Source organism: Bradyrhizobium sp. Rc2d (genome assembly GCF_900099855.1).
Taxonomy (GTDB): domain Bacteria; phylum Pseudomonadota; class Alphaproteobacteria; order Rhizobiales; family Xanthobacteraceae; genus Bradyrhizobium.
In genome coordinates this window covers 16,776-38,465 of sequence record NZ_FNCU01000011.1, presented here as the reverse complement: position 1 = coordinate 38,465, position 21,690 = coordinate 16,776, and the positions used below count along the sequence as shown (strand labels likewise).

Sequence of the window (21,690 nt, the reverse complement as noted above, 5' to 3'; positions counted from 1 at the left end):
TGGCTCGCAATGACGGGAAACGAAACACAATGCCCCGCTTCATCTCTCCCTTGGCTCTGGCGCTGATCGGCCTCATCCTGTTTGGCGACGGTGCCTACATCCACGCCAAGGCCTGGCTCGCCCAGGTGCTGCTGGAGCGTGCGTTCGATCGAAGCGTCGCGACGGGAGAGCTGGTCAAACCATGGTCATGGGCCGATACCTGGCCGGTTGCGCGGATCGAGGTGAAGCGGATCGGCGCCAGCGCGATCGTGCTGGAGGGCTCGAGCGGTCAGGCGCTCGCTTTCGGACCCGGCCATGTCGAGCGGACGGCCGATGCCGGTGAACGCGGCGTTGCCGTCTATGCCGCCCATCGCGATACGCATTTCCGCTTCTTGCGGAATATTGCCATCGGAGACGTGATCGAAATCACCCGCCGCGACGGCAAGCATTTCCGCTATCGCGCGGATTCTTCGGCCGTCGTCCGTTTCGACGCATCGGGCATCGATCCCGCGACACAGGATTTCGAGCTCGTGCTCGCGACCTGCTGGCCGTTCGACGCCGTTACGTCCGGCCCTGAGCGTTATGTCCTGCATGGCGTCCTGATTGGAGCTGATGAATGACGGCGATGCATCGCTCATTCCATCACGCGGCATACCATGTGGTTGCTACTGCGAAGAACTCGCCATAGAACAGAGTGACGCGCCACCAAGAAGAACAACAGGTGAGGTCACGCCATGGAAGCTCGCGTATCCGCTGCATCCCTCTCTCCGCGCCCATGGTCTCCGCCACCTGACGCCAGCGACGTGGTCAAGAGCATCCATGCCATGCTGCACCCGCGCAACATCGTGCTGGTGGGCGCGACCGACAAGCCCGGCAACTATGCCGAGCGCATCTGGAACAATCTGATCAAGTACGGCTACGAGGGCGGACTCTATCCCGTCAACGCCAGGCGCGACACCATCTGGGGCGTCCCCTGCTACAAGGACTTTGCCAGCCTCCCCGAAAGGCCCGATCACGTCCTGGTGCTGGTGCCGGCACGCTCTGCGGTGCAGGTGATCCGCGATGCCGCTGCGGCCGGCGCACGTTCGGCCACCATCGTCACCTCGGGCTTCAGCGAGTTGCAGGATGAGGAGAGCCAGAAGCTCGCCGCCGAATTGCAGGCCGCCGTGCGCGAGACGGGGCTTGCGGTCACGGGGCCGAACTGTCTCGGCAATCTGAGCGCCGGCGAAAAACTCTTCACCAACATCGACGACCGTGTCGTCACCATGGAGCAGGGGGCGGTGGCGATTGCCGGACAATCCGGCGCCATCGTGATGGCGATTCGCCAGGCGCTGGAAGATCGGGGCGTCGGCGTCGGCTACATGGTGACGACCGGCAACGAGACCGGGCTGGAGACGCCGGATCTGATGCGCTATTTCGCCGAGGACCCGAGCATCAAGGTGATCGTCGTCTATCTCGAAGGCGTGCGCAACACCAAAGCCTTCCGCGATGCCTGCAAGGCGGCGCGCGCCGCGAGCAAGCCCGTGATCGCGCTCAAGCTCGGCTCGTCCGAGGGCGGCCGCGCTGCGGCGATGGCGCATACCGGCGCGCTCGCCGGATCGATCGAGACGTTCGACGCCGTTGCAACGCGCGAAGGCGTCATTCGGGTCGGTGGGCTTGACGAGCTGATCGAGAGCACCGAGTGCTTCGTCCACGCCGTGGCACCCAGAGGCGACCGGCTCGCCGCAGTTACGCTCTCCGGCGGCAAGCGCGGCATGCTGATCGACGCTTTCTATGCCGCGGGCCTGAACTTCGCACCGCTGAGCCCGCATGTCAGCTCGGAGCTGGCAAAGATGCTCGGCCCCGGATCGATCGTCGGCAATCCGCTCGACGCAGGCTTTGCCGCCGTGGTGGATCCCTCGGTCTATATGAAGTCGATCAAGCTGATGATCGACGATCCCGATATCGACGTCGTCATCATCGACGCCGAGCTGCCGAAGGCGTCGCATGAGCTGCGCGAGCGCAATTTGCGCATCGTCAACGAGATGGCGAGCAGGGCCGCAAAGCCCGTGATCTATATCAGCGCGATGTCGATCGGCTTCACCGAATTCACTAAATCCTTACGCAAGTCGCTACCGCATCTGGCAGTCATGCAGGGTATGGACCGCGCGGTGACCGCGATCAAGTCGCTGCTCGACTATGCGAAGCTGCGCAAGGAAGTGCCGGACATCGCCTCACGCTCGAAGCCGGCCGCACGTGCCGTGCTGGAGAAGACGCTAAAATCGGCGAACGGCGCGGCGCTCGACGAGGTTGCCTCCAAGAAGCTTCTGAAGGCATATGGCATCCCGATCTCGAAGGAGGCAATTGCGCAGACGGCGACGGAAGCCGCGAAGATCGCCAAGCAGATCGGTTTCCCGGTTGTCGCGAAAGTCGTCAGCGCCGAGATCCTGCACAAATCCGACATCGGCGGCGTGGTGCTGAACCTCAACAATGCCGCCGAGGTGAAGAAGGCGTTCGCCGACATCACCGCGCGGGTGGCGAAGCTGAAGGGCAAGCCGAGGCTCGACGGCATCCTGATCGCGCAACAGGTCAAGGCCGAGCTCGAGCTCGTGGTCGGCGCTTCGCTCGATGCCGAGATGGGACCGGTCGTGCTGTTCGGCACCGGCGGCATCGATATCGAACTGATGAAGGACATCGCACTCGCCGGCGCGCCGCTTGATGAGGCCGAGGCGCGGCTGCTGATCGGCCGCACCAAGGCCGGGATCAAGGTGCGTGGCTATCGCGGCAGGCCGGCGCTGCATGAGACCTCCGCGGTGAAGGCGCTCGTCGGACTCTCCAGCCTGATCGCAGATGCCGGCGACCGGATCGCCTCGATCGACATCAACCCGTTCCTGATCAACACCAGGACGGGCGTGGCCGTCGATGCCCTCATTGTCCTGAATAACGCTGCGGCAAAGCGCGCGGCCGGGCATTGACGGTCCGTAGGACGGATTGGCGCAGCGTGATCAGCCATTGTTCGCGATAGACGCGCAGAGCAGTGGCGGGTTACGCTTCGCTAACCCGCCCTACCTAACATGCGACCGAAGCCATCCCGGCTTCTTCCAACTTCCCCGCTTTGGCCGTAAAATCGCCCCTGCATGGCACGCGCGAGCAATCTTGTGATCGGAACGGCGACGCTGGCGGTGATCGCCGTGGCATTCGGCGGCCTGCTCGGCGTGCAGAAATGGCGCACCATCCAAAGCCGCAGCCAGTTGCGCGTGGTGTTCGAAGGCGGCTCCGCCAGCGGACTGCGTCGCGGCGGGCCGGTCAATTTCGACGGCGTGCCTGCGGGCCAGATCCTGTCGATCAAGCTGGACAGTCCCCGCAGGATCGTGGCGCTCGTGATGCTCGACAACACCGCACCGATCCGCAAGGACACCGTCGCAGGCATTGAGTTCCAGGGTCTCACGGGCGTTGCCGCGATCTCGCTGATCGGGGGTGCTCCCTCCGCGCCGCCGGTGCCGCTGGACTCGGACGGCATTCCCGTACTGACCGCCGATCTCAGCGACGCCGAGTCCATCGTGGAGACTCTGCACAGTGTCGACCGTACGATCGTGAGCAACGCCCCTGCGATCAAGGAGGGCCTGCGCACATTCGAGAACCATACTGCCGATCTCAGGAGCAAGGGCGGCGAAATCGACTCCGTCATGGCCAAGGTCGACAGCGCCTTCGCGGGCTTCGACAAAGCGGTCACGAAGATCGAGGGCGTGGTGCCCGGCTTCGTCAATGGCAAGGCCGACGAGCTGTTCGAGAAGATACAGGGGCTGCACGAGCTCGCCGACACCATGAAGAAGAAATCGGCGGGGTACCTCGAGGACATCCGCCGCTCGCTGCTCGATATCAGCGAGACCGCCAACAAGATGGCGGGAACGCCCGTGGCGCCGCGACCGCCGCGCAGGCCAGAGCAGCAGCGGTGATGCTTACCCTCTCCTGGAGGGGGAGGGTCGATCGCGCGCAGCGCGAGCGGGGTGGGGTGATCTCTCAACTCGGGCAGTGAAAAATACGGAGAGACTGTCACCCCACCTCGGTTCGCATTGCGCTCCGCTACATGCGAACCGATCCTCCCCCTCCAGGGAGGATGGCAGTCCCACCGTGGCCTATAGGCAGAACCTACCACGCGTAACGGACGACGCCCTTGCCGGCGTAGTAGCGGGTGACGTTCGAGAACTCGCCCTCGAACGTCGCCGACGCGGACCAACCGTTCATCCAGTTCATCTGTACCGACGCCGTGGTCAGCGCGGAATCGCGCGCCTGCGCGGCGCCGTTCACGACAAACGCCGTTCCCGGCAGCGTCTGGAACACCGCGCCGATGGTGCGATCCGGATTGTAATCATGTGCCCAGGCGACGCGGCCGCGCAGGGTCATCAAACCGCCGGCTGCGGCAAAGGATTTGTCCGCGCGCAGGCCGAGCTCAGTGCGGGTGCTGGTCACGTCCTTGGCGGCATAGTTGAGAGCGAAGAGGTTGCTGCCGACCACAGCGAACTCTGAATAGCTCGGAAGGCTGAACATGGTGGCCTCGAGCGCCGCATAAGGCGTGAGGCCGATCCATGATATCGCGTGGCGATAGCCACCCTCGATGCGGCCCGAAAACGCGTTGGCATTGAACTGGGCGCGCAGCTGGTCGACCCCGGCCGCGGTGACGACGCGATTGATGGTGACATCCTGCCAGCCATAGGCCAGCGCAGCCGTGATATAGGCCGGTCCGGAGGTGTGACGAACAAAGGCACCGGCCTGGAACAGATCGGAGCGGCCCCAGCCGAGGCCGTTGACGCCGAAGCTGGTGCCGCCGCCGGCAAGCGCGAAGCCGGCGACGGTCGACGGCGAGAAACGGTAGTCGAGACCGACGGCCGTGCCGTAGACGCTGCTGGTGGTGTTGTTCGAGCCGAGGCCGGCTTTGCCGTCGGTGGTCTGCGAGCCGCCGTAGCCGGCCGCCCACACGTCCCAGCGCTGCTCGAAAGTCGCGACCGGTGCCTTGCGGTAGATCGACGCGAACGCGTCGCGCGCGCTCTTGTCACGCGGGGACTTGCCGGCCGCGGCATGAGCATTTGCGCTCGCGTCATCGGCATATGGCGTCGCACCTGAAGTGCCACTGCGTCCCGAGCCGTAGACATCGGTCAGCAGACCGAGGAACAGGTTCATCGCGTTGAATGTCGTCTGCTGCGATCCCGTCGCCGGCTCGCCGGAGGCCTGCGTCAAGCCATTGGGGCCGAGACCCGCGAATTCGGCTTGCAGGAAGCCATTGCTGTTGAAGAAATTCTGAAGCGTCGTGGCGACGTTCTTCTGGTTGACGTTGAGAGCGTACTTCGCGCCATAGTCCAGTGTGAAAATTGAGATAGACGACGCCAGCGGGATCGATCGTCGTCGTACCAAGCAGGCCGCCGGGAGCGGCGACCCCGGCAAAGTTGCCGGTGGCACCGCCGGAGAACTGCATGATCTTATACTGCGGCACTACAGTGCTGCCGGCATGCAGCGAGACGCCAACGGTGCCATTCAGGGTGACGTTGCCGAGAACATTGGCAAAGCTCGCACTGGCTCCGCTGCCGGTCTGCACGAGGTAAACCGCACCGGACTGGAAAGCAAGGTCACCCAGAACCAGCATGCGCGAGCCCGGGCCACCATCACCGGGCGCATAGATGCCACCGGCAGCGATGGTGGTGTTGCCGACGATTCCTGCGCCGAACAGCGCACCGCCCGCATTCACTGTCGTCAGGCTCGATTGGGAGATATCGCCATCGACCCGCAGGATGCCGCCATTCACCGTGGTGGTCCCGGTGTAGGTATTCGTGCCGGAGAGGATCAGCGTTCCGCTGCCGACCTTCTCCAGCGAACCCGGGCCGGCGGGACCGCAACCACAAGGATCGAAATCGCCGATGACACCGCTGACTTCGGTCGAGCGGTTGTTGCCTCCGACGACGAGGGTGTTGCCGCCGCCGATGTAGTAAAAGCCGCTGCCTTCGATCGAACCAGCCGTGATGCGGCCGTCGCTGTTCGGGCCAACGCTGACCCCGAAATCGACAATGCCTGTCCCGGTGGTGATGAAGCGTGCGTTGCCACCGGTGGAGTTGTCGAAGAACTCGGTCTTGCCGCCGTCCTTGGTGATGATGGTGGCATTGCCGGCCGTGGTGAACGCGCTGAAATTGGTCCGGCCGCCGGATTCGTTGGTGATCGTCGCGTTGCCCGCGGTCGCGGTGTCGGACCCGCTCAGCGTACCAAACACGGTTCCGCTGAGATCATTGTTCACGATGGTGGCCGAGCCGGCCGAGGACTGTTCGAGGAACGCCGCGCCGCCGCCATTCCGGTTGGTGATGCTGGCCGTGCCTGCATTGCTCCGGGCAAAGAAGCCGGTCAGGCCGCCGTCATTGACGATGGTCGCCCGCCCGGCCGTCGCGGTGTCGGTCCCGCCCCCGGCCGGATCGCCGAAATACACTTGGCCGCTGTTGGTGATCACCATCGAGCTGGCGGAGGTCGCGTTGAGGAACATCGTCAGGCCCGAGAAGTCGTTCACCAACGATGTGACGCTCGACATGTCGGCGTTGACGATTCTGAAGAGGCCCTCGTTGGTGACGGCGCCGACAATGCTGGCCGTATGGGTCGCGTCGCCAAGCTGCAATGAGCCGCAGTTGCAGATGAAAGTGCCGCCGGTATAGGTGTTGGCGCCGAGCAACGCCAGGAAGCCGGGTCCCTGCACGGAGATGCCGCCGCTGCCAGTGATGCGAGACGCGATCGCGGCCGAGGGATCGCCGGTGCCGGTGACATCGTTGGTGAAGAACGTCGTGCCGCCAGGGGCCAGCCTGAGGTCGCCACCCTGGATCGTATAAATCGAACCGTCGGCAGTGAGGTCGAAGACCACTTGGCTCGTGAGCTGTACGCCGCCTGGCGTGACCGTCACCGTGCCGCCTGTTGCCGGCGTCGAGGGACCCCCGCTGCCGAACACGGTGCCAGACGATGACGACGGATCGTAAGCGGTGCTGATCGAACCGGAGGAGTCCGTCCAATTGGTGGTGGTTGCGTCCCAGACGCCGCCGCCGCCATTGACGGCACCGTTCGGCGTGGTCTGCGATCCGTTGAAGAATTGCTGGGCGCCGGCGGGGCTCGTCGCGACAGTCGCGCCCAAGGTAAGGCTCACCCAGAACACCGCGCGAATGGCCGCGGTGCTCCGGCGCGAGCAACCCTGCCCACTCGATGGCAACCAAGCCCCCACGCTCTTCCCCGCACCCGCGCGCTCCCCAGCGGCGCCGCGTAGAACTTAGGCCATGAGGATGGCAGGTAGAACTACGGGGCATCGAGAATCCGCCAACGGGACCGCAACTTGGGCCGATTCAACGGTCCATGTGGCAACCGCGCCACGGTTTTGCCGGGCGCTATTCCCATTCCGCGCATGCGCAGACATGTCAGAACGTCGACGCCTATGGATGGCCATTCACATCAATGGCTGATCATCCCGGCATCAAGCTCCGCTCAACCTGTTCTGCCGCCAATGGCTAGTAGTTGGACGCCGCAGCTTCATTCGGGATGCCGTCGATCGGGCACTCCTCGGTCCCCGGCGTCGAGCGTGTCATCGCCTCGACCATGTCGCGCGTGCCTTCGGGATCGGCGATCCAGTTCTTGTAGAAATCATAAGGACAGGCCGCGACGCCGCGCGGGCTATCGCCGGAGTTGATCATGCCGGTGTAGCCGCGGTGGACCAGCTTGTAGAGATGGTTCTGCGACTGACCGTTGCGGCGCGCATCGCGGATCAAATGTTTCGAGAGCTGGGCATACTGGATGCCGTACTCCTCCTCGCCGCACTCGCCGAGTGTACGCCCGTCGAAGCCGATGATCGCGGAGTGACCGAAATAGGAATAGACACCGTCGAAGCCGGCCGCGTTGGCGACCGCGACATAGACATTGTTGGCCCAGGCCATCGCCTTGGAGATCATGACCTGCTGCTCCTTGGCCGGATACATGTAGCCCTGGCAACGCACGATCAATTCGGCGCCCTTCATGGCGCAGTCGCGCCAGATCTCCGGATAGTTGCCGTCGTCGCAGATGATCAGGCTGACCTTCAGGCCCTTAGGTCCGTCGGAGACATAGGTGCAATTGCCGGGATACCAGCCCTCGATCGGCACCCACGGCATGATCTTGCGATATTTCTGCACGATCTCGCCCTTGTCGTTCATCAGGATCAAGGTGTTGTAGGGCGCCTTGTGCGGATGCTCCTCGTGGCGTTCGCCTGTGAGCGAGAACACGCCCCACACTTTCGCCTTGCGGCAGGCCTCGGCGAAGATCGCGGTTTCTTCACCGGGCACCACGGAGGCAGTCTCATACATCTCCTTGGAGTCGTACATGATGCCCTGGGTGGAGTATTCGGGGAAGATCACCAGATCCATGCCGGGCAGACCGAGCTTCATGCCGACGATCATGTCGGCGATCTTGCGGGCATTGTCGAGCACCTCGGCCTTGGTGTGCAGGCGGGGCATCTTGTAGTTGACCACTGCGACGCCGACGGTGTCGTTGCTGCTGGAAATGTCACCGTGAAGCATTTGAATTGCTCCTCTGCTCTGTTGGAGATTGGCGCGTGAGTTAGTGGCTGATCATCCAGGGCCGTGCGGTGGGAAAGCCCTTGGCGCCGCTCTTGGTCTTGGTTATCAGACGCGCGGGCTTTTTCTTGTCTGACGTCGTCTTGCCCGTGGAGCAGCAGCCGCAGCCGGGACCGTGCGCAGCCTTGAATTGCGCCAGCGTCTGCGGCGCATGCGTGCTGCGCTCGTTGACGGCATGCGCCTTGCGCTTCTCCGCCGGCATGCAGAAGAAATTCGGTGCGGTCAGGATCACGCGCGGCGCCATGGTCTCGCAGTGCGGACAGCTTTGCGGATCGTCGCATGCCGCCATCGGCCTGAGGTCCTTGAACGGACCGCAATCGTCACAGAGATATTCATAGACCGGCATCGCATCATCCCCACGCCATTGTCTGTTCAACACAGCTCGCTGCCACCGCTCGAGCGGAGACAGCCCCTCACCCCAACCCTCTCCCCGCAAGAACGGGGAGAGGGAGCGCAATGTCACTTGTCCGGCGAGATCGGCATCTGGATATCGCCTGTGATATGCTTGATTGGGCCCACCGCCGACGGCATCACGTCGAAGTCGAAGATCTCCGTCGGCAGCCACAGCGTGGCGCAGGCGTTGGGCACGTCGACCACGCCGGAGATGTGGCCCTGGCACGGCGCAGTGCCGAGGATCGAGTAGGCCTGCGCGCCGGAATAGCCGAACTTCTTCAGGTACTCGATCGCGTTGAGGCAGGCCTGGCGGTAGGCGATGTGGACGTCGAGATAGTGCTGCTTGCCGGCTTCATCGACCGAGATGCCTTCGAAAATGAGATAGTCCTTGTAGTTCGGCGTGATCGGCGACGGCTTGAAGATTGGATTCTTGATGCCGTATTTCGCCATGCCGTCCTTGATCACCTCGACCCTCAGATGCAGCCAACCAGCCATCTCGATGGCGCCGCAGAAGGTGATCTCGCCGTCACCCTGGCTGAAGTGCAGATCGCCCATCGAGAGACCGGCCCCGGGCACGTAGACCGGGAAGTAGATCTTCGAGCCGCGCGACAGATCCTTGATGTCGCAATTGCCGCCGTGCTCGCGCGGCGGCACGGTGCGCGCGCCTTCCGCACCGATCTTGGCCTTCACGTCGCCCTTGGCGCGGCCGCCATGGGCGGTCGGTGCGAACGGCGGATTGGCAAGGCCCGGCACTCGGGTCGGGTTGGTCGAGATCAGTTCGGCCTCGCGCTTGTTCCACATATCCAGCATCTTCGGATCCGGCAGACAGCCGATCAGGCCGGGATGAATGAGGCCGGCGAAATTCACGCCGGGCACGTGGCGCGACGAGGTGTAGAGGCCTTTGATGTCCCAGATCGACTTCTGCGCCAGCGGAAAATGGTCGGTGAGGAAACCGCCGCCATTCTGTTTGGAGAAGAAGCCGTTGAAGCCCCACATGCTCTCCTTGAGCGGACCGACATCGAGTAAGTCAACCACCAGCAGGTCGCCAGGCTCGGCGCCCTTGACGCCGATCGGACCGGAGAGGAAGTGCACGATCGACAGATCGATGTCGCGCACGTCGTCGGCGGAATCATTGTTCTTGATGAAGCCGCCGGTCCAGTCATAGGTCTCGATGATGAAATCGTCGCCGGGATTGACCCAGGCCACGATCGGGATGTCCGGGTGCCAGCGATTGTGCACCATGTCGTTTTCATAGGCCGACTTGGTGAGATCGACCTTGATCAGTGTCTCTGGCATCGAGATGCTCCCCTTTTACACGGTTGGTTAGACGGACAGATATTTCGAGACCTGCGCGGCATCGACGGCGTCGCGCGGGTCGTCGCGCACGATCTCGCCGTTTTCGATCACCAGCACCCGATCGGCGATATCGAGCGCGAAGCTCAGGACCTGCTCGGACACGACGATCGAGAGCCCCTTCTCGTCGCGGATCCGCTTGAGGGTGCGCGCCATGTCCTTGATGATCGACGGCTGGATGCCTTCGGTGGGCTCATCTAGCAGCAGAACCTTCGGCTTGGTCGCGAGCGCGCGGGCGATCGCGAGCTGCTGCTGCTGGCCGCCGGAGAGATTGCCGCCGCGGCGGCCTCTCATCTCCAGCAGCACCGGAAACAGTTCGTAGATGTCTTCAGGCACCTCGGATCTACCGGAGACGACGAGACCGGTCTCGATGTTCTCCTTCACCGTCATGGTTGAGAAGATCATGCGGCCCTGCGGCACATAGGCGAGTCCCATGGCGACGCGCTCGTAGCTCTTGAGGCCGCCGAGCTCGGCACCGTCCATGGTCACCGAACCGCTTTTCGCAGGCAGGATGCCCATCAGCGACTTCATCAGCGTGGTCTTGCCCATGCCGTTGCGGCCCATGATCGCCACGATCTCGTTGGGCGCGACCTTGACGTTGAGCCCGTGCAGCACCTCGCTCTGGCCGTAGGCGACGTGAAGATCGGAAATTGCCAGCATCGTTGGCTCCTAAGCTCGGTATGCCTTCCTTCTCTCCTTGTGGGAGAAGGTGGCGCGGGCGAAGCCCGCGACGGATGAGGGGTATGCATCAGCGGATTCGAGAGGCAGTTTGATGCGCGGAGAGATACCCCTCACCCGGATCGCTTCCGCGATCCGACCTCTCCCACAAGGGGAGAGGTGCACCGTCAATGCCGCTGCGGACTCGCTGGTTTTCGCCATCGTCAGTGCCCCAGATAGACTTCGACGACTTTGGGATCGTTCTTCACCTTCTCCATGGTGCCCTCCGAGAGGATCTGGCCCTGGTGCAGCACGGTGACCTTGTGCGCGATGTCCTCGACGAACTTCATGTCGTGCTCAATCACCAGAACCGAGCGGTTCTTGATGATGCGGTTGAGCAGCTCGGCAGTCTTGGTGCGCTCGGATACGCTCATGCCGGCAACGGGCTCGTCGAGCATCAGGAGGTCCGGGTCCTGGATCAGCAGCATGCCGATCTCGAGCCACTGCTTCTGGCCATGGCTGAGCTCGTCGGCATAGGTGTCGAGCTTGTCCTTGAGGAAGATCATCTCCGCGACCTCCTCGACCCGCTCCTTGACCGGCTGGTCACGCTGAAAGGTCAGCGAGCCGAACACGGTGCGACCGCGCGGAAACGAGATCTCGAGATTCTCAAAGACGGTGAGATCCTCGAACACCGACGGCGTCTGGAATTTGCGACCGACGCCGGTCTGCACGATCTCGTTCTCCTTCATTTTCGTGAGCTCCTTGCCACGAAACTGAATGGAGCCCGAGGTCGCCTTGGTCTTGCCGCAGATCAGGTCGAGCACCGTGGTCTTGCCGGCGCCGTTGGGACCGATGATGACGCGGATCTCGTTCTCCTCGACGTAGAAGGAGAGATCGTTGACCGCCTTGAACCCGTCGAACGAGACGGTCAATCCGGAGACCGCGAGCAGGAATTCCTTGGGCTGATGACCGATGAGCATGATCTATCTCCTCACTGCCAGCGTGGCATCGGCATCGTGATGTCTAATGAGCATGATGGCCTCCTCACTCTGCCGGTGCGCCGTCGGCGACCGAGTTGTCGTTCCAGCCCGACTTCGACTTGCGCGAGGCGAACAGCCGATCGATGCGCGGCTGCACGTAATCGGCCCAGAGCCCGGACAGACCGTTCGGGAAGGCGAGCACGACCGCGATGAACAACGCACCGAGGCCGAACAGCCAGAGCTGCGGAAAGGATTCCGACAGGCTGGTCTTGGCAAAATTCACCAGGATAGCGCCCCATATCGCGCCGAAGATCGACATCCGTCCGCCGACCGCGGTGTAGATCACCATCTCGATCGACGGCACGATGCCGACGAAGGACGGCGACATGAAACCGACATTGAGCGCGAACATGGCGCCGCCGATCGCGGCGAAGACCGCGGCCATGCAGAACGCAAAGATCTTGAAATTGGCGACGCTGTAGCCGGAGAAGCGGACGCGGTCCTCCTGCTCGCGCATCGCGACCAGGATGCGGCCGAGCTTGGTCAGGCGGATGAACTGCGCGATGCCGATGCAGGCGAACAGCAGCACCACCTCGACGAAGTACAGGATGACCTTGGCATGGTCGGGCCGGATGTCCCAGCCCTTGAGTGTGCGCAGGTCGGTCATGCCGTTGATGCCGCCGGTATAGCCCTGCTGCCCGACGATCAGGATGGTCAGGATGGCGGCGACGGCCTGGGTGATGATCGCGAAATAGGTGCCGCCGACGCGACGCTTGAACATGGCGGTGCCGATGATCAGAGCGAAGAGACCGGGGACCAGGATGATGGCGAGGATGGTGAAGGTGAGGCTGTGAAATGGCTGCCAGAACAGCGGCAGTGACGTGATCTGATTCCAGTCCATGAAGTCAGGGATGCCGGGCGTCGACTGGATTTTCGTGTTCTCGACGCTGGACGCCTCGAGCTTGAGGAACATCGCCATGCAATAGCCGCCGAGGCCGAAGAACACGCCCTGTCCCAGGCTTAAGATGCCGCCATAGCCCCAGCACAGCACGAGACCGAGCGCGACAAAGGCGTAGGTCAGATACTTCGCGACCAGATTGAGGCGGAATACGTCCAGCGAGAGCGGCAGGATCACGAACAGGATTGCGGCCAGAACGATGAAGCCCATGAGCTCGGATCGATTGAAGAAGCGTGAGTTGATGATCATGACTTGCCTGCTTCTCGTTACTTGCGGACTTTGAGGGCGAAGAGACCCTGCGGCCGCAGCATCAGGATGCCGACGACGGCAAGCAGCGTGAGCACCTTGGCCATCGATCCCGACATGAAGAATTCGAGCGTCGATTGCGTTTGCGAGATCGAGAACGCCGAGGCGATGGTGCCGAGCAGGCTGGCGGCGCCGCCGAACACGACGACGAGGAAGGTGTCCACGATGTAGAGCTGGCCCGAGGTCGGCCCGGTCGAGCCGATCATTGTGAAGGCGCTGCCGGCGACACCGGCAATGCCGCAACCAAGGCCAAACGTGTAGCGGTCGACCTTCTCGGTGTTGATGCCGACCGCGCCGGCCATGATGCGGTTCTGCACCACGGCACGGACCTGGCGGCCCCACCGCGACATATAGAGAACGTAGGCCACTGCGATGGTGATCAGCACGGTGAGACACATCACGAAGACGCCGTTGATCGGCACCTCGATGCTGTCAGTCACGTGCAGCGACCCGAGCATCCATTGCGGCAGCTCGACGCCAACCTCGCGGGCGCCGAACACGGAGCGATAGGCCTGCTGCAGCATCAGGCTGAGGCCCCAGGTCGCGAGCAATGTGTCGAGCGGACGCTTGTAGAGATGCCGGATCAGAACCCATTCCACCAGCATTCCCAGCGCGCCTGACGCGACAAAAGCCAGGATCATCGCGAGGAAGAAGTAGCCGCTGAACAGGCTCGGCAAATAGGCCTGGAAGAAGCTTGAGGTCATCCAGGTGACGTAAGCCCCCAAGATCATGAACTCGCCGTGGGCCATGTTGATGACGCCCATCTGGCCGAAGATGATCGCCAGTCCCAACGCCATCAGGACGTAGACCGAGAACAGGATCAGTCCCGCAAAGCCTTGCATGACGAAGATGGAGCCAAGGTCACCAAGCGAGTAGTCGCCGAACATCGATGTCCTCCGTCGGGGAAAGGGTCCCGCGTCGCGAGCAGATTCGCGACGCGGGGTCTTGGGCATGGATTTGCGATCCACGCCAGGGAGAGGCTTGTGTCTTGGAGAAAAAGCGCGAGCGGCGCTGTGTCCTTACTGGTAGCCCTTCGGGAACGGATCCGGCTCGACGAGATCGGCGGTCTCGTAGATCAGCTCAAACTGGCCATCGAGCTTGGCGCGTCCCACCCGGGTCTTCGACCAGAGGTGATGGTTTTCGTGGATGCGCACGTAGCCCTCCGGCGCGCCCTTGAACTCGACGCCCGGCGAAGCGGCGGCGATCTTATCAACGTCGAAGGAGCCGGCCTTCTCGACCGTCAACTTCCATAGCCACGGGCCGAGATAGGCAGCCTGGGTGACGTCTCCGATCACGGTCTTCTCGCCCCACGCCTTCTTGAACGCCGGCACGAACGCCTTGTTGTTCGGATTGTCGAGCGACTGGAAGTACTTCATGCAGGCGTAGGCGCCGGCAATGTTCTCGCCGCCGATGCCGTCGATCTCATCCTCGGTCACCGAGATCGTGAGCAGCGGCTGCTTGGCGAGATCGATGCCGGCGGCCTTGAGCTGCTTGTAGAAGGCGACGTTCGAGCCGCCGACGACGTCGGTGAAGATCACGTCGGGCTTGGTCAGCTTGATCTTGTTGATGACCGAGTTGAACTGGGTACTGCCGAGCGCATAGTACTCTTCGCCGACGACCTTGCCCTTTAGCACGTTCTCGACATGCTTGCGCGCGATCTTGTTCGAGGTGCGCGGCCAGATGTAGTCGGAGCCGATGAAGAAGAACGACTTCGCGCCCTTCTCCTTGGCGATCCAGTTCAGACCGGCGAGAATCTGCTGCGTCGCCTCCTGGCCGGTGTAGATGACGTTCTTGGACTGCTCGAGGCCCTCGTAGAAGGTCGGATAGTAGAGCATGCCGTTATACTGCTCGACGACCGGCAGCACCGCCTTGCGCGAGGCCGAGGTCCAGCAGCCCATGATCGCCGCGACCTTGTCGTTGACCAGCAGCTTCTTGGCCTTTTCGGCGAAGGTCGGCCAGTCCGAGGCGCCGTCCTCCTGGATGAACTTGATCTTGCGCCCGAGCACGCCGCCGGCGGCATTGATCTGCTCGATGGCGAGCTTCTCGGCTTCGATCGAGCCGGTCTCGGAGATGGCCATGGTGCCGGTCGCCGAATGCAGGATGCCGACCGTCACCTCGGTGTCGGTGACCGCAAGACCCGTGGTGTTGACAGCCGAGGTCGCCGAAGCCTGCGCAAAAGATGCCCGTGGCAGCATCGTGATAACAGGCGCGGCCGCCATTCCCATCAACAGTTTACGCCGGAGCGGCGACAACAGCCCCTTGTTTGCTTCGTCTGACATGAGCACCCCACTTTTGTTCGAGGACACGCGTTGGTGCCGTGAGGATGGCTCGAATTTGTGCAGCTCAAGCATACGCAAGATCGCGTATACTGCACCGCAAAATGCCGACGTAGGCTTTTTTGGTACGGAAATTGCGAGGGGCTCCGGGTCCGTATCTGGAGTGGGGTAAAGCGTGGCAGGGCGGCAGCGAATAGACCGCGTCAGGCGCCAGTACAACCAATGGGTCGCCAACCAGACGCTGGAAGACTACGCGCTGCGCTTCACGGCGAAGAGCGCGCGCCGCTGGTCCGCCGCTCGCGTCGCCAATACGGCGCTCGGCGCGATCTCCTTTCTGGCGCTGGAAGCGATCGGCGGTACTATCACGCTGAACTACGGCGTCACCAACGCCAGCGCCGCGATCCTCGTCGTGTCCACCATCATCTTCTTCTGCGGCGTGCCGATTGCCTATTACGCGGCCAAATGCGGCATCGACATTGACCTGCTCACACGCGGCGCCGGCTTCGGCTATATCGGCTCGACCGTCACCTCGCTGATCTACGCCTCTTTCACCTTCATCTTCTTCGCCATCGAAGCGGTGATCCTGGCCACCGCGCTCGAGATGTGCTTCGGCATTCCGCGCCCGATCGGCTACCTCATCAGCGCGGTCGCGATCATCCCACTCGTCACCTACGGCATCACGCTGATCAGCCGTTTCCAGCTCTGGACGCAGCCGATCTGGGTCATCCTGCATATCCTGCCCTTTGCCGCGATCGCCTGGGCCAATCCCTATTCGTTCGCGGAGTGGCGCAAGTTCGCCGGCGAGCACGGCGATGCGAACGGACATTTCGACCTGTTGCTGTTCGGCGTCGCATCTTCCGTGGTGTTTTCATTGGTGGCGCAGATTGGCGAGCAGGTCGACTTCCTCCGGTTTCTGCCGCGCGACCGCCGCACGTCGCGCACCTCATGGTGGATCGCCCTGCTGATCGCAGGTCCCGGCTGGATCATCTTCGGCGCGCTGAAATTGCTACTGGGCTCGTTTCTCGCCTTCTTTGCGCTGAGCCACGGCCTCTCCAGCGAGCTGGCGGCCGAGCCAGCGCACATGTATCTCGAAGCATTCCGATACGTGCTGTCGCAGCCGGACATGGCGCTGGCGCTCACCGGCACGTTCGTGATCCTGTCGCAGATCAAGATCAACGTCACCAATGCCTATGCCGGCTCGATTGCCTGGTCGAACTTCTTCTCGCGATTGACGCACAGCCATCCCGGTCGCGTGGTATGGCTGGTGTTCAACGTCATGGTGGCGCTGCTCTTGATGGAGATCGGCGTCTACAAGGCGCTGGAGCAGACGCTGGCGCTCTACTCGAACGTTGCGATCGCCTGGGTCGGCGCGCTGGTCGCTGATCTCGTCGTCAACAAGCCGCTCGGCCTGCGCCCGCCGCAGATGGAGTTCAAGCGCGCCCATCTCTACGACATCAACCCGGTCGGCGTCGGCGCCATGACGATCGCGACCATCGTCTCGATCGCGGCATTCTATGGCCTGTTCGGCCCTGTCATGAAGGCGCTCGCGGCGTTCGTCGCATTGGCCGTCGCCTTCGTCACCGCGCCTGTCATCGCCTGGCTTACCGACGGAAAATACTACATCGCGCGCAAGCCCAAAAAGAGCTGGGCCAATATCGAGGCGATCCAGTGCTGTATCTGCGAGCACAGTTTCGAGCCGGAAGACACCACCTCCTGTCCGGCCTATGCCGGCCCGATCTGCTCGCTATGCTGCTCGCTCGATGCCCGCTGCCACGATCTCTGCAAGCCGCACGCGCGCGCTCAGGTGCAGTTCTCCGACGCGCTGAGCAGGATCTTGCCGCAGCCGATCTATCGGCGCATCAATTCGCAGTTCGGGCATTATATCGGCGTGTTCGTGGTCTCCGCGGGTCTGGTCGCGCTGGTGCTGGGGCTGATCTATCTCCAGACCTCGGCGACCGTATATGGCGAGAACATGCTCGTTTCCAACGTGCTCTGGAAGGTGTTCTTCTCGCTTAGCATCATCATCGGCGTCGTGGCCTGGCTGTTCGTGCTGGCACAGCAGAGCCGCCGGGCCGCGGAAGCTGAAACCAAACGGCAGACCGCGCTGCTGATCCAGGAGATCGACGCGCACAAGCGCACCGATGCCGAGCTCCAGCGCGCCAAGGAAGTCGCCGAATCCGCCAACCTCGCCAAGAGCCGCTATGTCGTCGGCCTGAGCCACGAATTGCGCTCGCCGCTGAACGCCATCAGCGGTTACGCCCAGCTCCTGGAGCAGGACGCAACGCTCGCGACCAAGCCGCGCGACCAGGTCCGTGTCGTCCGCCGCAGTGCCGATCACCTCTCCGGCCTGATCGACGGCATCCTGGATATCTCCAAGATCGAGGCGGGGCGGCTGTATTTGTCACGCGACGAGGTGCGCCTCAGCGAATTTCTCGACCAGCTCGTCGGCATGTTCCGCCTTCAAGCCGCCGCCAAGAGTATCGACTTCGTGTTCAGGAGGCCCGCCTCGCTGCCGCTCGTCGTCTATGCCGACGAGAAGCGGCTGCGCCAGGTGCTGATCAATTTGCTCTCCAATGCGATCAAGTTCACCCAGGTCGGCAGCGTGCAGTTCGTGGTGCACTATCGCAGCCCCGTCGCCGAGTTCGAGGTGATCGATACCGGTCCCGGCATCCGAAGCGACGATCTCGAGCGCATCTTCGCGCCCTTCGAGCGCGGTGCGCTCGGTGTCTCGCAGCCACAGACCGGAACTGGACTAGGCCTCACCATCAGCCGGCTGCTCGCCGGCGTCATGGGCGGCGACATCAAGGTCATGAGCACGGTCGGCGCCGGCAGCACGTTCAAGGTCAAGATCCTGCTGTCGGAGGTGACCAATCCTCAGCGTATCGCGCCGGTAGAGGCGCCGGTCTCGGGCTATCGCGGCGCGCGCAAGACCATCCTCATCACCGACGACGACCCCGTGCATCGCGACCTCCTGCGCGAGGTGCTGACGCCGCTCGGCTTCATCCTGCTCAGTGCCCCCGACGGCCCGGGGTGCCTCGCGCTGGCGCAGCATTGCCGGCCTGATCTGTTCCTGCTCGACATCTCCATGCCGGCCATGGACGGCTGGGCCGTGGCCGAGGCCTTGCGTGCGAGCGGCCATCACCAAGCGCGTATCCTGATGGTGTCGGCGAGTGCGTTGGAGGCCCACGGCACGCCGCTGGCGCAGCCCTTCCACGACGGCTATCTGATGAAGCCGATCGACATCCCGCGGCTGCTGGAGACGATTCGCCAGCTTCTCAAGATCGAATGGCAATACGGCTCGGACGAAGTCGCGGCACCGTTCTGGCGGCCCGAGAGCGGATCAAAACCGCCGGTGCGGCACATCGAGGCGCTGATCGGCCTCGGCCAGATCGGCTACGTCAAGGGTATCCAGCTGAAGCTGGACGAGATCGGCAGCGAGCATCCCGAGCATGCCGACTTTGTCGCGGAAATGCGGTTGCTGGTCGACCGCTTCGATCTCGACCAGTACATGGCCACATTGAAGGCATTGCATGCGCATGAGCATTGAGTCGAGGAAGCGCGATGTCGCGCTCGTTGTCGATGACTCCCCGGAAACGCTGCGGCTGCTCACCGACGCGCTCGACGGCGCCGGGATGACGGTGATGGTGGCGCTCGACGGCGCGGCCGCGATGCGTATCGTCGACCAGATCACGCCCGACATCGTGCTGTTGGATGCCGTGATGCCCGGTATGGACGGATTCGAGACCTGCCGCCGCCTGAAGCGCGATACAGGCCTTGCCAATGTTCCGGTGATCTTCATGACGGGGCTTGCTGAAACCGAGCATATCGTGCGCGGGCTCGAGGCCGGCGGCGTCGATTACGTGACAAAGCCGATCGTGATCGAGGAGATGCTGGCGCGCATCCGCGTGCATCTCGGCAACGCCCGCCTGACCCAGAGCGCGCGCGCCGCACTCGACGTCTCCGGGCGCTTCCTGTTCGCGGTCAACCGGCAGGGCAACGTGCTCTGGGCAACGCCGCAGGCGCAAAAGCTGCTGTCCGATCACAACGGCCCGCAGGCCGACGACTTCGTCCTGCCGCCATCACTGCTGCAATGGCTGGATCAGGCCAGGGGCAAGGGCAGCTCGAAATCTCAGGTGGCCTCTTTGCCCGACAATCCGCAACTCCGGTTCTACTACATGGGCGAAACCGCGCCGAACGAGTTCCTGCTGCGGCTGTCCAAGGAGTCCGGCGCCGCGCCGCCGCCCGAATTCACCAGCGAGCTCGGCCTCACCACCCGTGAAGGCGAGGTGCTGGCCTGGCTCAGCAAGGGCAAGACCAACCGCGACATCGCGCAGATTTTGGGACTGAGCCCGCGCACGGTCGACAAGCATCTGGAGCAGATCTACGCCAAGCTCGGCGTGGAGAACCGGACGGCTGCGGCGGCGATTGCGACCAATGCGACGCGGCGGAATTCGTGAGCGTATCGCGCGAGTGAGTTGAGGCGCCGCTTGCGCAATAAATGGTGTGGTCCTGGACAAGCGCAGCAAAGCGGAGCACTGATCCAGGACCCATAACCACAGGGAGAAGTTTGACGAAGGCTCGTAGTTACCTGCTCGTGCCACGACACCTCCCTGGGGTAATGGGTCCTGGCTTTCGCCAGGACGACTGCGGAAAGTGTGGCACCAGGCTAAGAAATTTCACCCATACACAAACGCCGCATCGTCCAGATCCGTCTTCGGGATCTCGTCCTTCTCGGTCCAGTAATCCTGGCTGTGCTGCCATTCCGGCTTGTCGCCGCGCTTGGGCAGCAGGTCCATGTTGCGCATCATGTAGCCGGGGTTGAAGTTTTCCGGATCGATCCAGGGCAGGATCGGCATGTTGTGGTCTTCGGGGCGCAAGCTCACTTCGACCTTCTTGGCGCGCTTGGCCTTCATATGACCGAGCAGCCGGCAGACGAAGTCGGCGACGAGATCGACGCGCAGGGTCCAGCTCGCGCGGAAATAGCCGAACACCCAGACCATGTTCGGCACGCCCGTGAACATCATGCCGCGATAGGTGACGGTGTCGCCGAAGGCGAGCGGCTTGCCGTCGATCTCAAAGGCGATGTCGCCGAGGGCGGCGAGATTGAAGCCGGTCGCGGTGACGATGATATCGGCCTCCAACAGCTTGCCTGATTTGAGCTGAACGCCGTTCTCGACGAAGCACTCGATCTCGTCGGTCACGACGGAGGCTTTGCCGCTCGCAATGCCCTTGAACAGATCGGCATCCGGCACGAAGGCGATGCGCTGCCGCCACGGCCGGTATTTTGGCGTGAAGTGGGTCTCGACGTCGTAGTCGGGACCGAGGACCGCGCTGATCTGGCCGATCAGCTCCTTCTTGACCTGCTCCGGCTTGGAGACGCAAAGCTTCGTGAACGCATCCTGCTCGAACAGGATCTTGCGCCGCACGATCTCGTGGATCCACTCCTCGTCGACCTGCAGCCGGCGCAGCTCTTCCGCGATCTCGATGGCGTTGCGGCCGAGGCGGAAATAGGTCGGCGAGCGCTGCAGCATGATGACATGCGCGCAACTGTCCGCGATGTTCGGCACCAGAGTCGCCGCGGTCGCGCCCGAGCCGATCACAACCACCTTCTTGCCCGCGAGATCGATATCATCCGGCCAGGTCTGCGGATGGACGATGCGACCCTTGAAGCGGTCCATGCCCTTCCATTCCGGCGTATAGCCCTCCGAATGGCGGTAATAGCCCTGGCACATCCAGAGGAAGTTTGCGGTAAAGGTCTTTGCCTCGCCCGTATCGGTGGTCGTCGCCTCGATTGTCCAGAGATTCTGCTCGCTCGACCAGCTCGCGGAATTGATCTTGTGCTTGTAGCGGATGTTGCGGGCGATATCGTTGTCGTCGATCACCTCTTTCATGTAGGAGAGAATCTCCTCGGCGGTCGCGATGGGCGGGCCGACCCAGGGCTTGAAGCTGTAGCCGAAGGTGTGGAGGTCGCTGTCCGAGCGGATGCCGGGATAGCGATGCGTGTTCCAGGTGCCGCCGAACGTCGCCTGCGTTTCGAGGATGACGTAGCTCGTACCCGGCAGCTGCTTTTCGATATGATAGGCGCTGCCGATGCCGGAGATGCCGGCGCCGACGATCAGTACGTCGAAATGTTCGGAAGCTTGCTTGGTGGCGGTGTGACCGCGAACAGCGACATTCATTGTTACTTATTG

Annotated in this window: 14 protein-coding genes and 1 pseudogene; 5 read left to right on the top strand and 10 right to left on the bottom strand. The window is 62.9% G+C overall.

Annotated features, from left to right (window positions below; all coding sequences use genetic code 11):
- Positions 1 to 29 precede the first annotated feature (29 nt).
- From BLV07_RS15745 to BLV07_RS15735, 3 genes are all read left to right on the top strand, one after another.
- The gene (locus BLV07_RS15745) at positions 30 to 599 is read left to right on the top strand and encodes a class GN sortase (RefSeq protein ID WP_091887129.1); all 570 of its coding nucleotides are present in this window, start codon (positions 30 to 32) and stop codon (positions 597 to 599) included.
- 114 nt (positions 600 to 713) lie between these two features.
- The gene (locus BLV07_RS15740; protein ID WP_091887127.1) at positions 714 to 2,933 is read left to right on the top strand and encodes an acetate--CoA ligase family protein; all 2,220 of its coding nucleotides are present in this window, start codon (positions 714 to 716) and stop codon (positions 2,931 to 2,933) included.
- A gap of 162 nt (positions 2,934 to 3,095) precedes the next feature.
- Positions 3,096 to 3,914 carry an MlaD family protein gene (locus BLV07_RS15735; protein WP_091887125.1) on the top strand — a complete coding sequence of 273 codons (819 nt, stop codon included), beginning with the start codon at positions 3,096 to 3,098 and terminating at the stop codon, positions 3,912 to 3,914.
- Between the two features lie 193 nt (positions 3,915 to 4,107).
- Here the strand turns inward: BLV07_RS15735 and BLV07_RS15730 are convergent.
- From BLV07_RS15730 to urtA, 9 genes and pseudogenes are all read right to left on the bottom strand, one after another.
- Positions 4,108 to 7,123 (bottom strand): annotated as a pseudogene (locus tag BLV07_RS15730) (autotransporter outer membrane beta-barrel domain-containing protein).
- A gap of 355 nt (positions 7,124 to 7,478) precedes the next feature.
- Complete coding sequence (locus tag BLV07_RS15725) at positions 7,479 to 8,519, bottom strand: aliphatic amidase (protein WP_091887124.1); 1,041 nt, start codon at positions 8,517 to 8,519, stop codon at positions 7,479 to 7,481.
- 40 nt (positions 8,520 to 8,559) lie between these two features.
- On the bottom strand, positions 8,560 to 8,922 hold the full coding sequence (locus BLV07_RS15720; protein ID WP_091887122.1) for an FmdB family zinc ribbon protein: 363 nt from the start codon (positions 8,920 to 8,922) through the stop codon (positions 8,560 to 8,562).
- Positions 8,923 to 9,035: 113 nt separating this feature from the next.
- Positions 9,036 to 10,265: a formamidase gene (gene fmdA, locus BLV07_RS15715; protein WP_091887120.1), complete on the bottom strand. Its 1,230-nt coding sequence runs from the start codon at positions 10,263 to 10,265 to the stop codon at positions 9,036 to 9,038.
- Positions 10,266 to 10,292: 27 nt separating this feature from the next.
- Positions 10,293 to 10,982, bottom strand: a complete 690-nt coding sequence (gene urtE, locus BLV07_RS15710) for an urea ABC transporter ATP-binding subunit UrtE (protein WP_091887118.1) — start codon at positions 10,980 to 10,982, stop codon at positions 10,293 to 10,295.
- Between the two features lie 221 nt (positions 10,983 to 11,203).
- On the bottom strand, positions 11,204 to 11,959 hold the full coding sequence (gene urtD / locus BLV07_RS15705; protein ID WP_091887116.1) for an urea ABC transporter ATP-binding protein UrtD: 756 nt from the start codon (positions 11,957 to 11,959) through the stop codon (positions 11,204 to 11,206).
- Positions 11,960 to 12,023: 64 nt separating this feature from the next.
- On the bottom strand, positions 12,024 to 13,166 hold the full coding sequence (gene urtC / locus BLV07_RS15700; RefSeq protein WP_176945562.1) for an urea ABC transporter permease subunit UrtC: 1,143 nt from the start codon (positions 13,164 to 13,166) through the stop codon (positions 12,024 to 12,026).
- A 17-nt stretch (positions 13,167 to 13,183) separates the two neighbouring features.
- Positions 13,184 to 14,110: an urea ABC transporter permease subunit UrtB gene (gene urtB, locus BLV07_RS15695; protein ID WP_091887114.1), complete on the bottom strand. Its 927-nt coding sequence runs from the start codon at positions 14,108 to 14,110 to the stop codon at positions 13,184 to 13,186.
- 132 nt (positions 14,111 to 14,242) lie between these two features.
- Positions 14,243 to 15,502, bottom strand: coding sequence for an urea ABC transporter substrate-binding protein (gene urtA / locus BLV07_RS15690; RefSeq protein WP_091887391.1), 1,260 nt, complete (start codon positions 15,500 to 15,502; stop codon positions 14,243 to 14,245).
- A gap of 172 nt (positions 15,503 to 15,674) precedes the next feature.
- Between urtA and BLV07_RS15685 the strand changes: the two genes are divergently transcribed.
- Complete coding sequence (locus tag BLV07_RS15685; RefSeq protein WP_091887112.1) at positions 15,675 to 19,046, top strand: hybrid sensor histidine kinase/response regulator; 3,372 nt, start codon at positions 15,675 to 15,677, stop codon at positions 19,044 to 19,046.
- Positions 19,030 to 19,956: a response regulator gene (locus tag BLV07_RS15680; RefSeq protein WP_176945561.1), complete on the top strand. Its 927-nt coding sequence runs from the start codon at positions 19,030 to 19,032 to the stop codon at positions 19,954 to 19,956. Before BLV07_RS15685 ends, BLV07_RS15680 begins: the two co-directional genes overlap by 17 nt.
- 219 nt (positions 19,957 to 20,175) lie before the next feature.
- Here the strand turns inward: BLV07_RS15680 and BLV07_RS15675 are convergent, their stop codons facing one another.
- Positions 20,176 to 21,678 carry a flavin-containing monooxygenase gene (locus BLV07_RS15675; RefSeq protein WP_091887110.1) on the bottom strand — a complete coding sequence of 501 codons (1,503 nt, stop codon included), beginning with the start codon at positions 21,676 to 21,678 and terminating at the stop codon, positions 20,176 to 20,178.
- Between the last annotated feature and the right edge of the window lie 12 nt (positions 21,679 to 21,690).

What these genes read in the sequence shown, in the direction of transcription:
- BLV07_RS15745 (WP_091887129.1), top strand. Translation starts at nt 30, where the DNA reads ATGCCCCGCTTCATCTCTCCCTTGGCTCTGGCGCTGATCGGCCTCATC.
- BLV07_RS15735 (WP_091887125.1), top strand. Translation starts at nt 3,096, where the DNA reads ATGGCACGCGCGAGCAATCTTGTGATCGGAACGGCGACGCTGGCGGTG.
- BLV07_RS15725 (WP_091887124.1), bottom strand. Translation starts at nt 8,519, where the DNA reads ATGCTTCACGGTGACATTTCCAGCAGCAACGACACCGTCGGCGTCGCA.
- fmdA (WP_091887120.1), bottom strand. Translation starts at nt 10,265, where the DNA reads ATGCCAGAGACACTGATCAAGGTCGATCTCACCAAGTCGGCCTATGAA.
- urtA (WP_091887391.1), bottom strand. Translation starts at nt 15,502, where the DNA reads ATGTCAGACGAAGCAAACAAGGGGCTGTTGTCGCCGCTCCGGCGTAAA.
- urtE (WP_091887118.1), bottom strand. Translation starts at nt 10,982, where the DNA reads ATGCTGGCAATTTCCGATCTTCACGTCGCCTACGGCCAGAGCGAGGTG.
- BLV07_RS15680 (WP_176945561.1), top strand. Translation starts at nt 19,030, where the DNA reads ATGCGCATGAGCATTGAGTCGAGGAAGCGCGATGTCGCGCTCGTTGTC.
- urtB (WP_091887114.1), bottom strand. Translation starts at nt 14,110, where the DNA reads ATGTTCGGCGACTACTCGCTTGGTGACCTTGGCTCCATCTTCGTCATG.
- urtD (WP_091887116.1), bottom strand. Translation starts at nt 11,959, where the DNA reads ATGCTCATCGGTCATCAGCCCAAGGAATTCCTGCTCGCGGTCTCCGGA.
- BLV07_RS15720 (WP_091887122.1), bottom strand. Translation starts at nt 8,922, where the DNA reads ATGCCGGTCTATGAATATCTCTGTGACGATTGCGGTCCGTTCAAGGAC.
- BLV07_RS15740 (WP_091887127.1), top strand. Translation starts at nt 714, where the DNA reads ATGGAAGCTCGCGTATCCGCTGCATCCCTCTCTCCGCGCCCATGGTCT.
- urtC (WP_176945562.1), bottom strand. Translation starts at nt 13,166, where the DNA reads ATGATCATCAACTCACGCTTCTTCAATCGATCCGAGCTCATGGGCTTC.
- BLV07_RS15675 (WP_091887110.1), bottom strand. Translation starts at nt 21,678, where the DNA reads ATGAATGTCGCTGTTCGCGGTCACACCGCCACCAAGCAAGCTTCCGAA.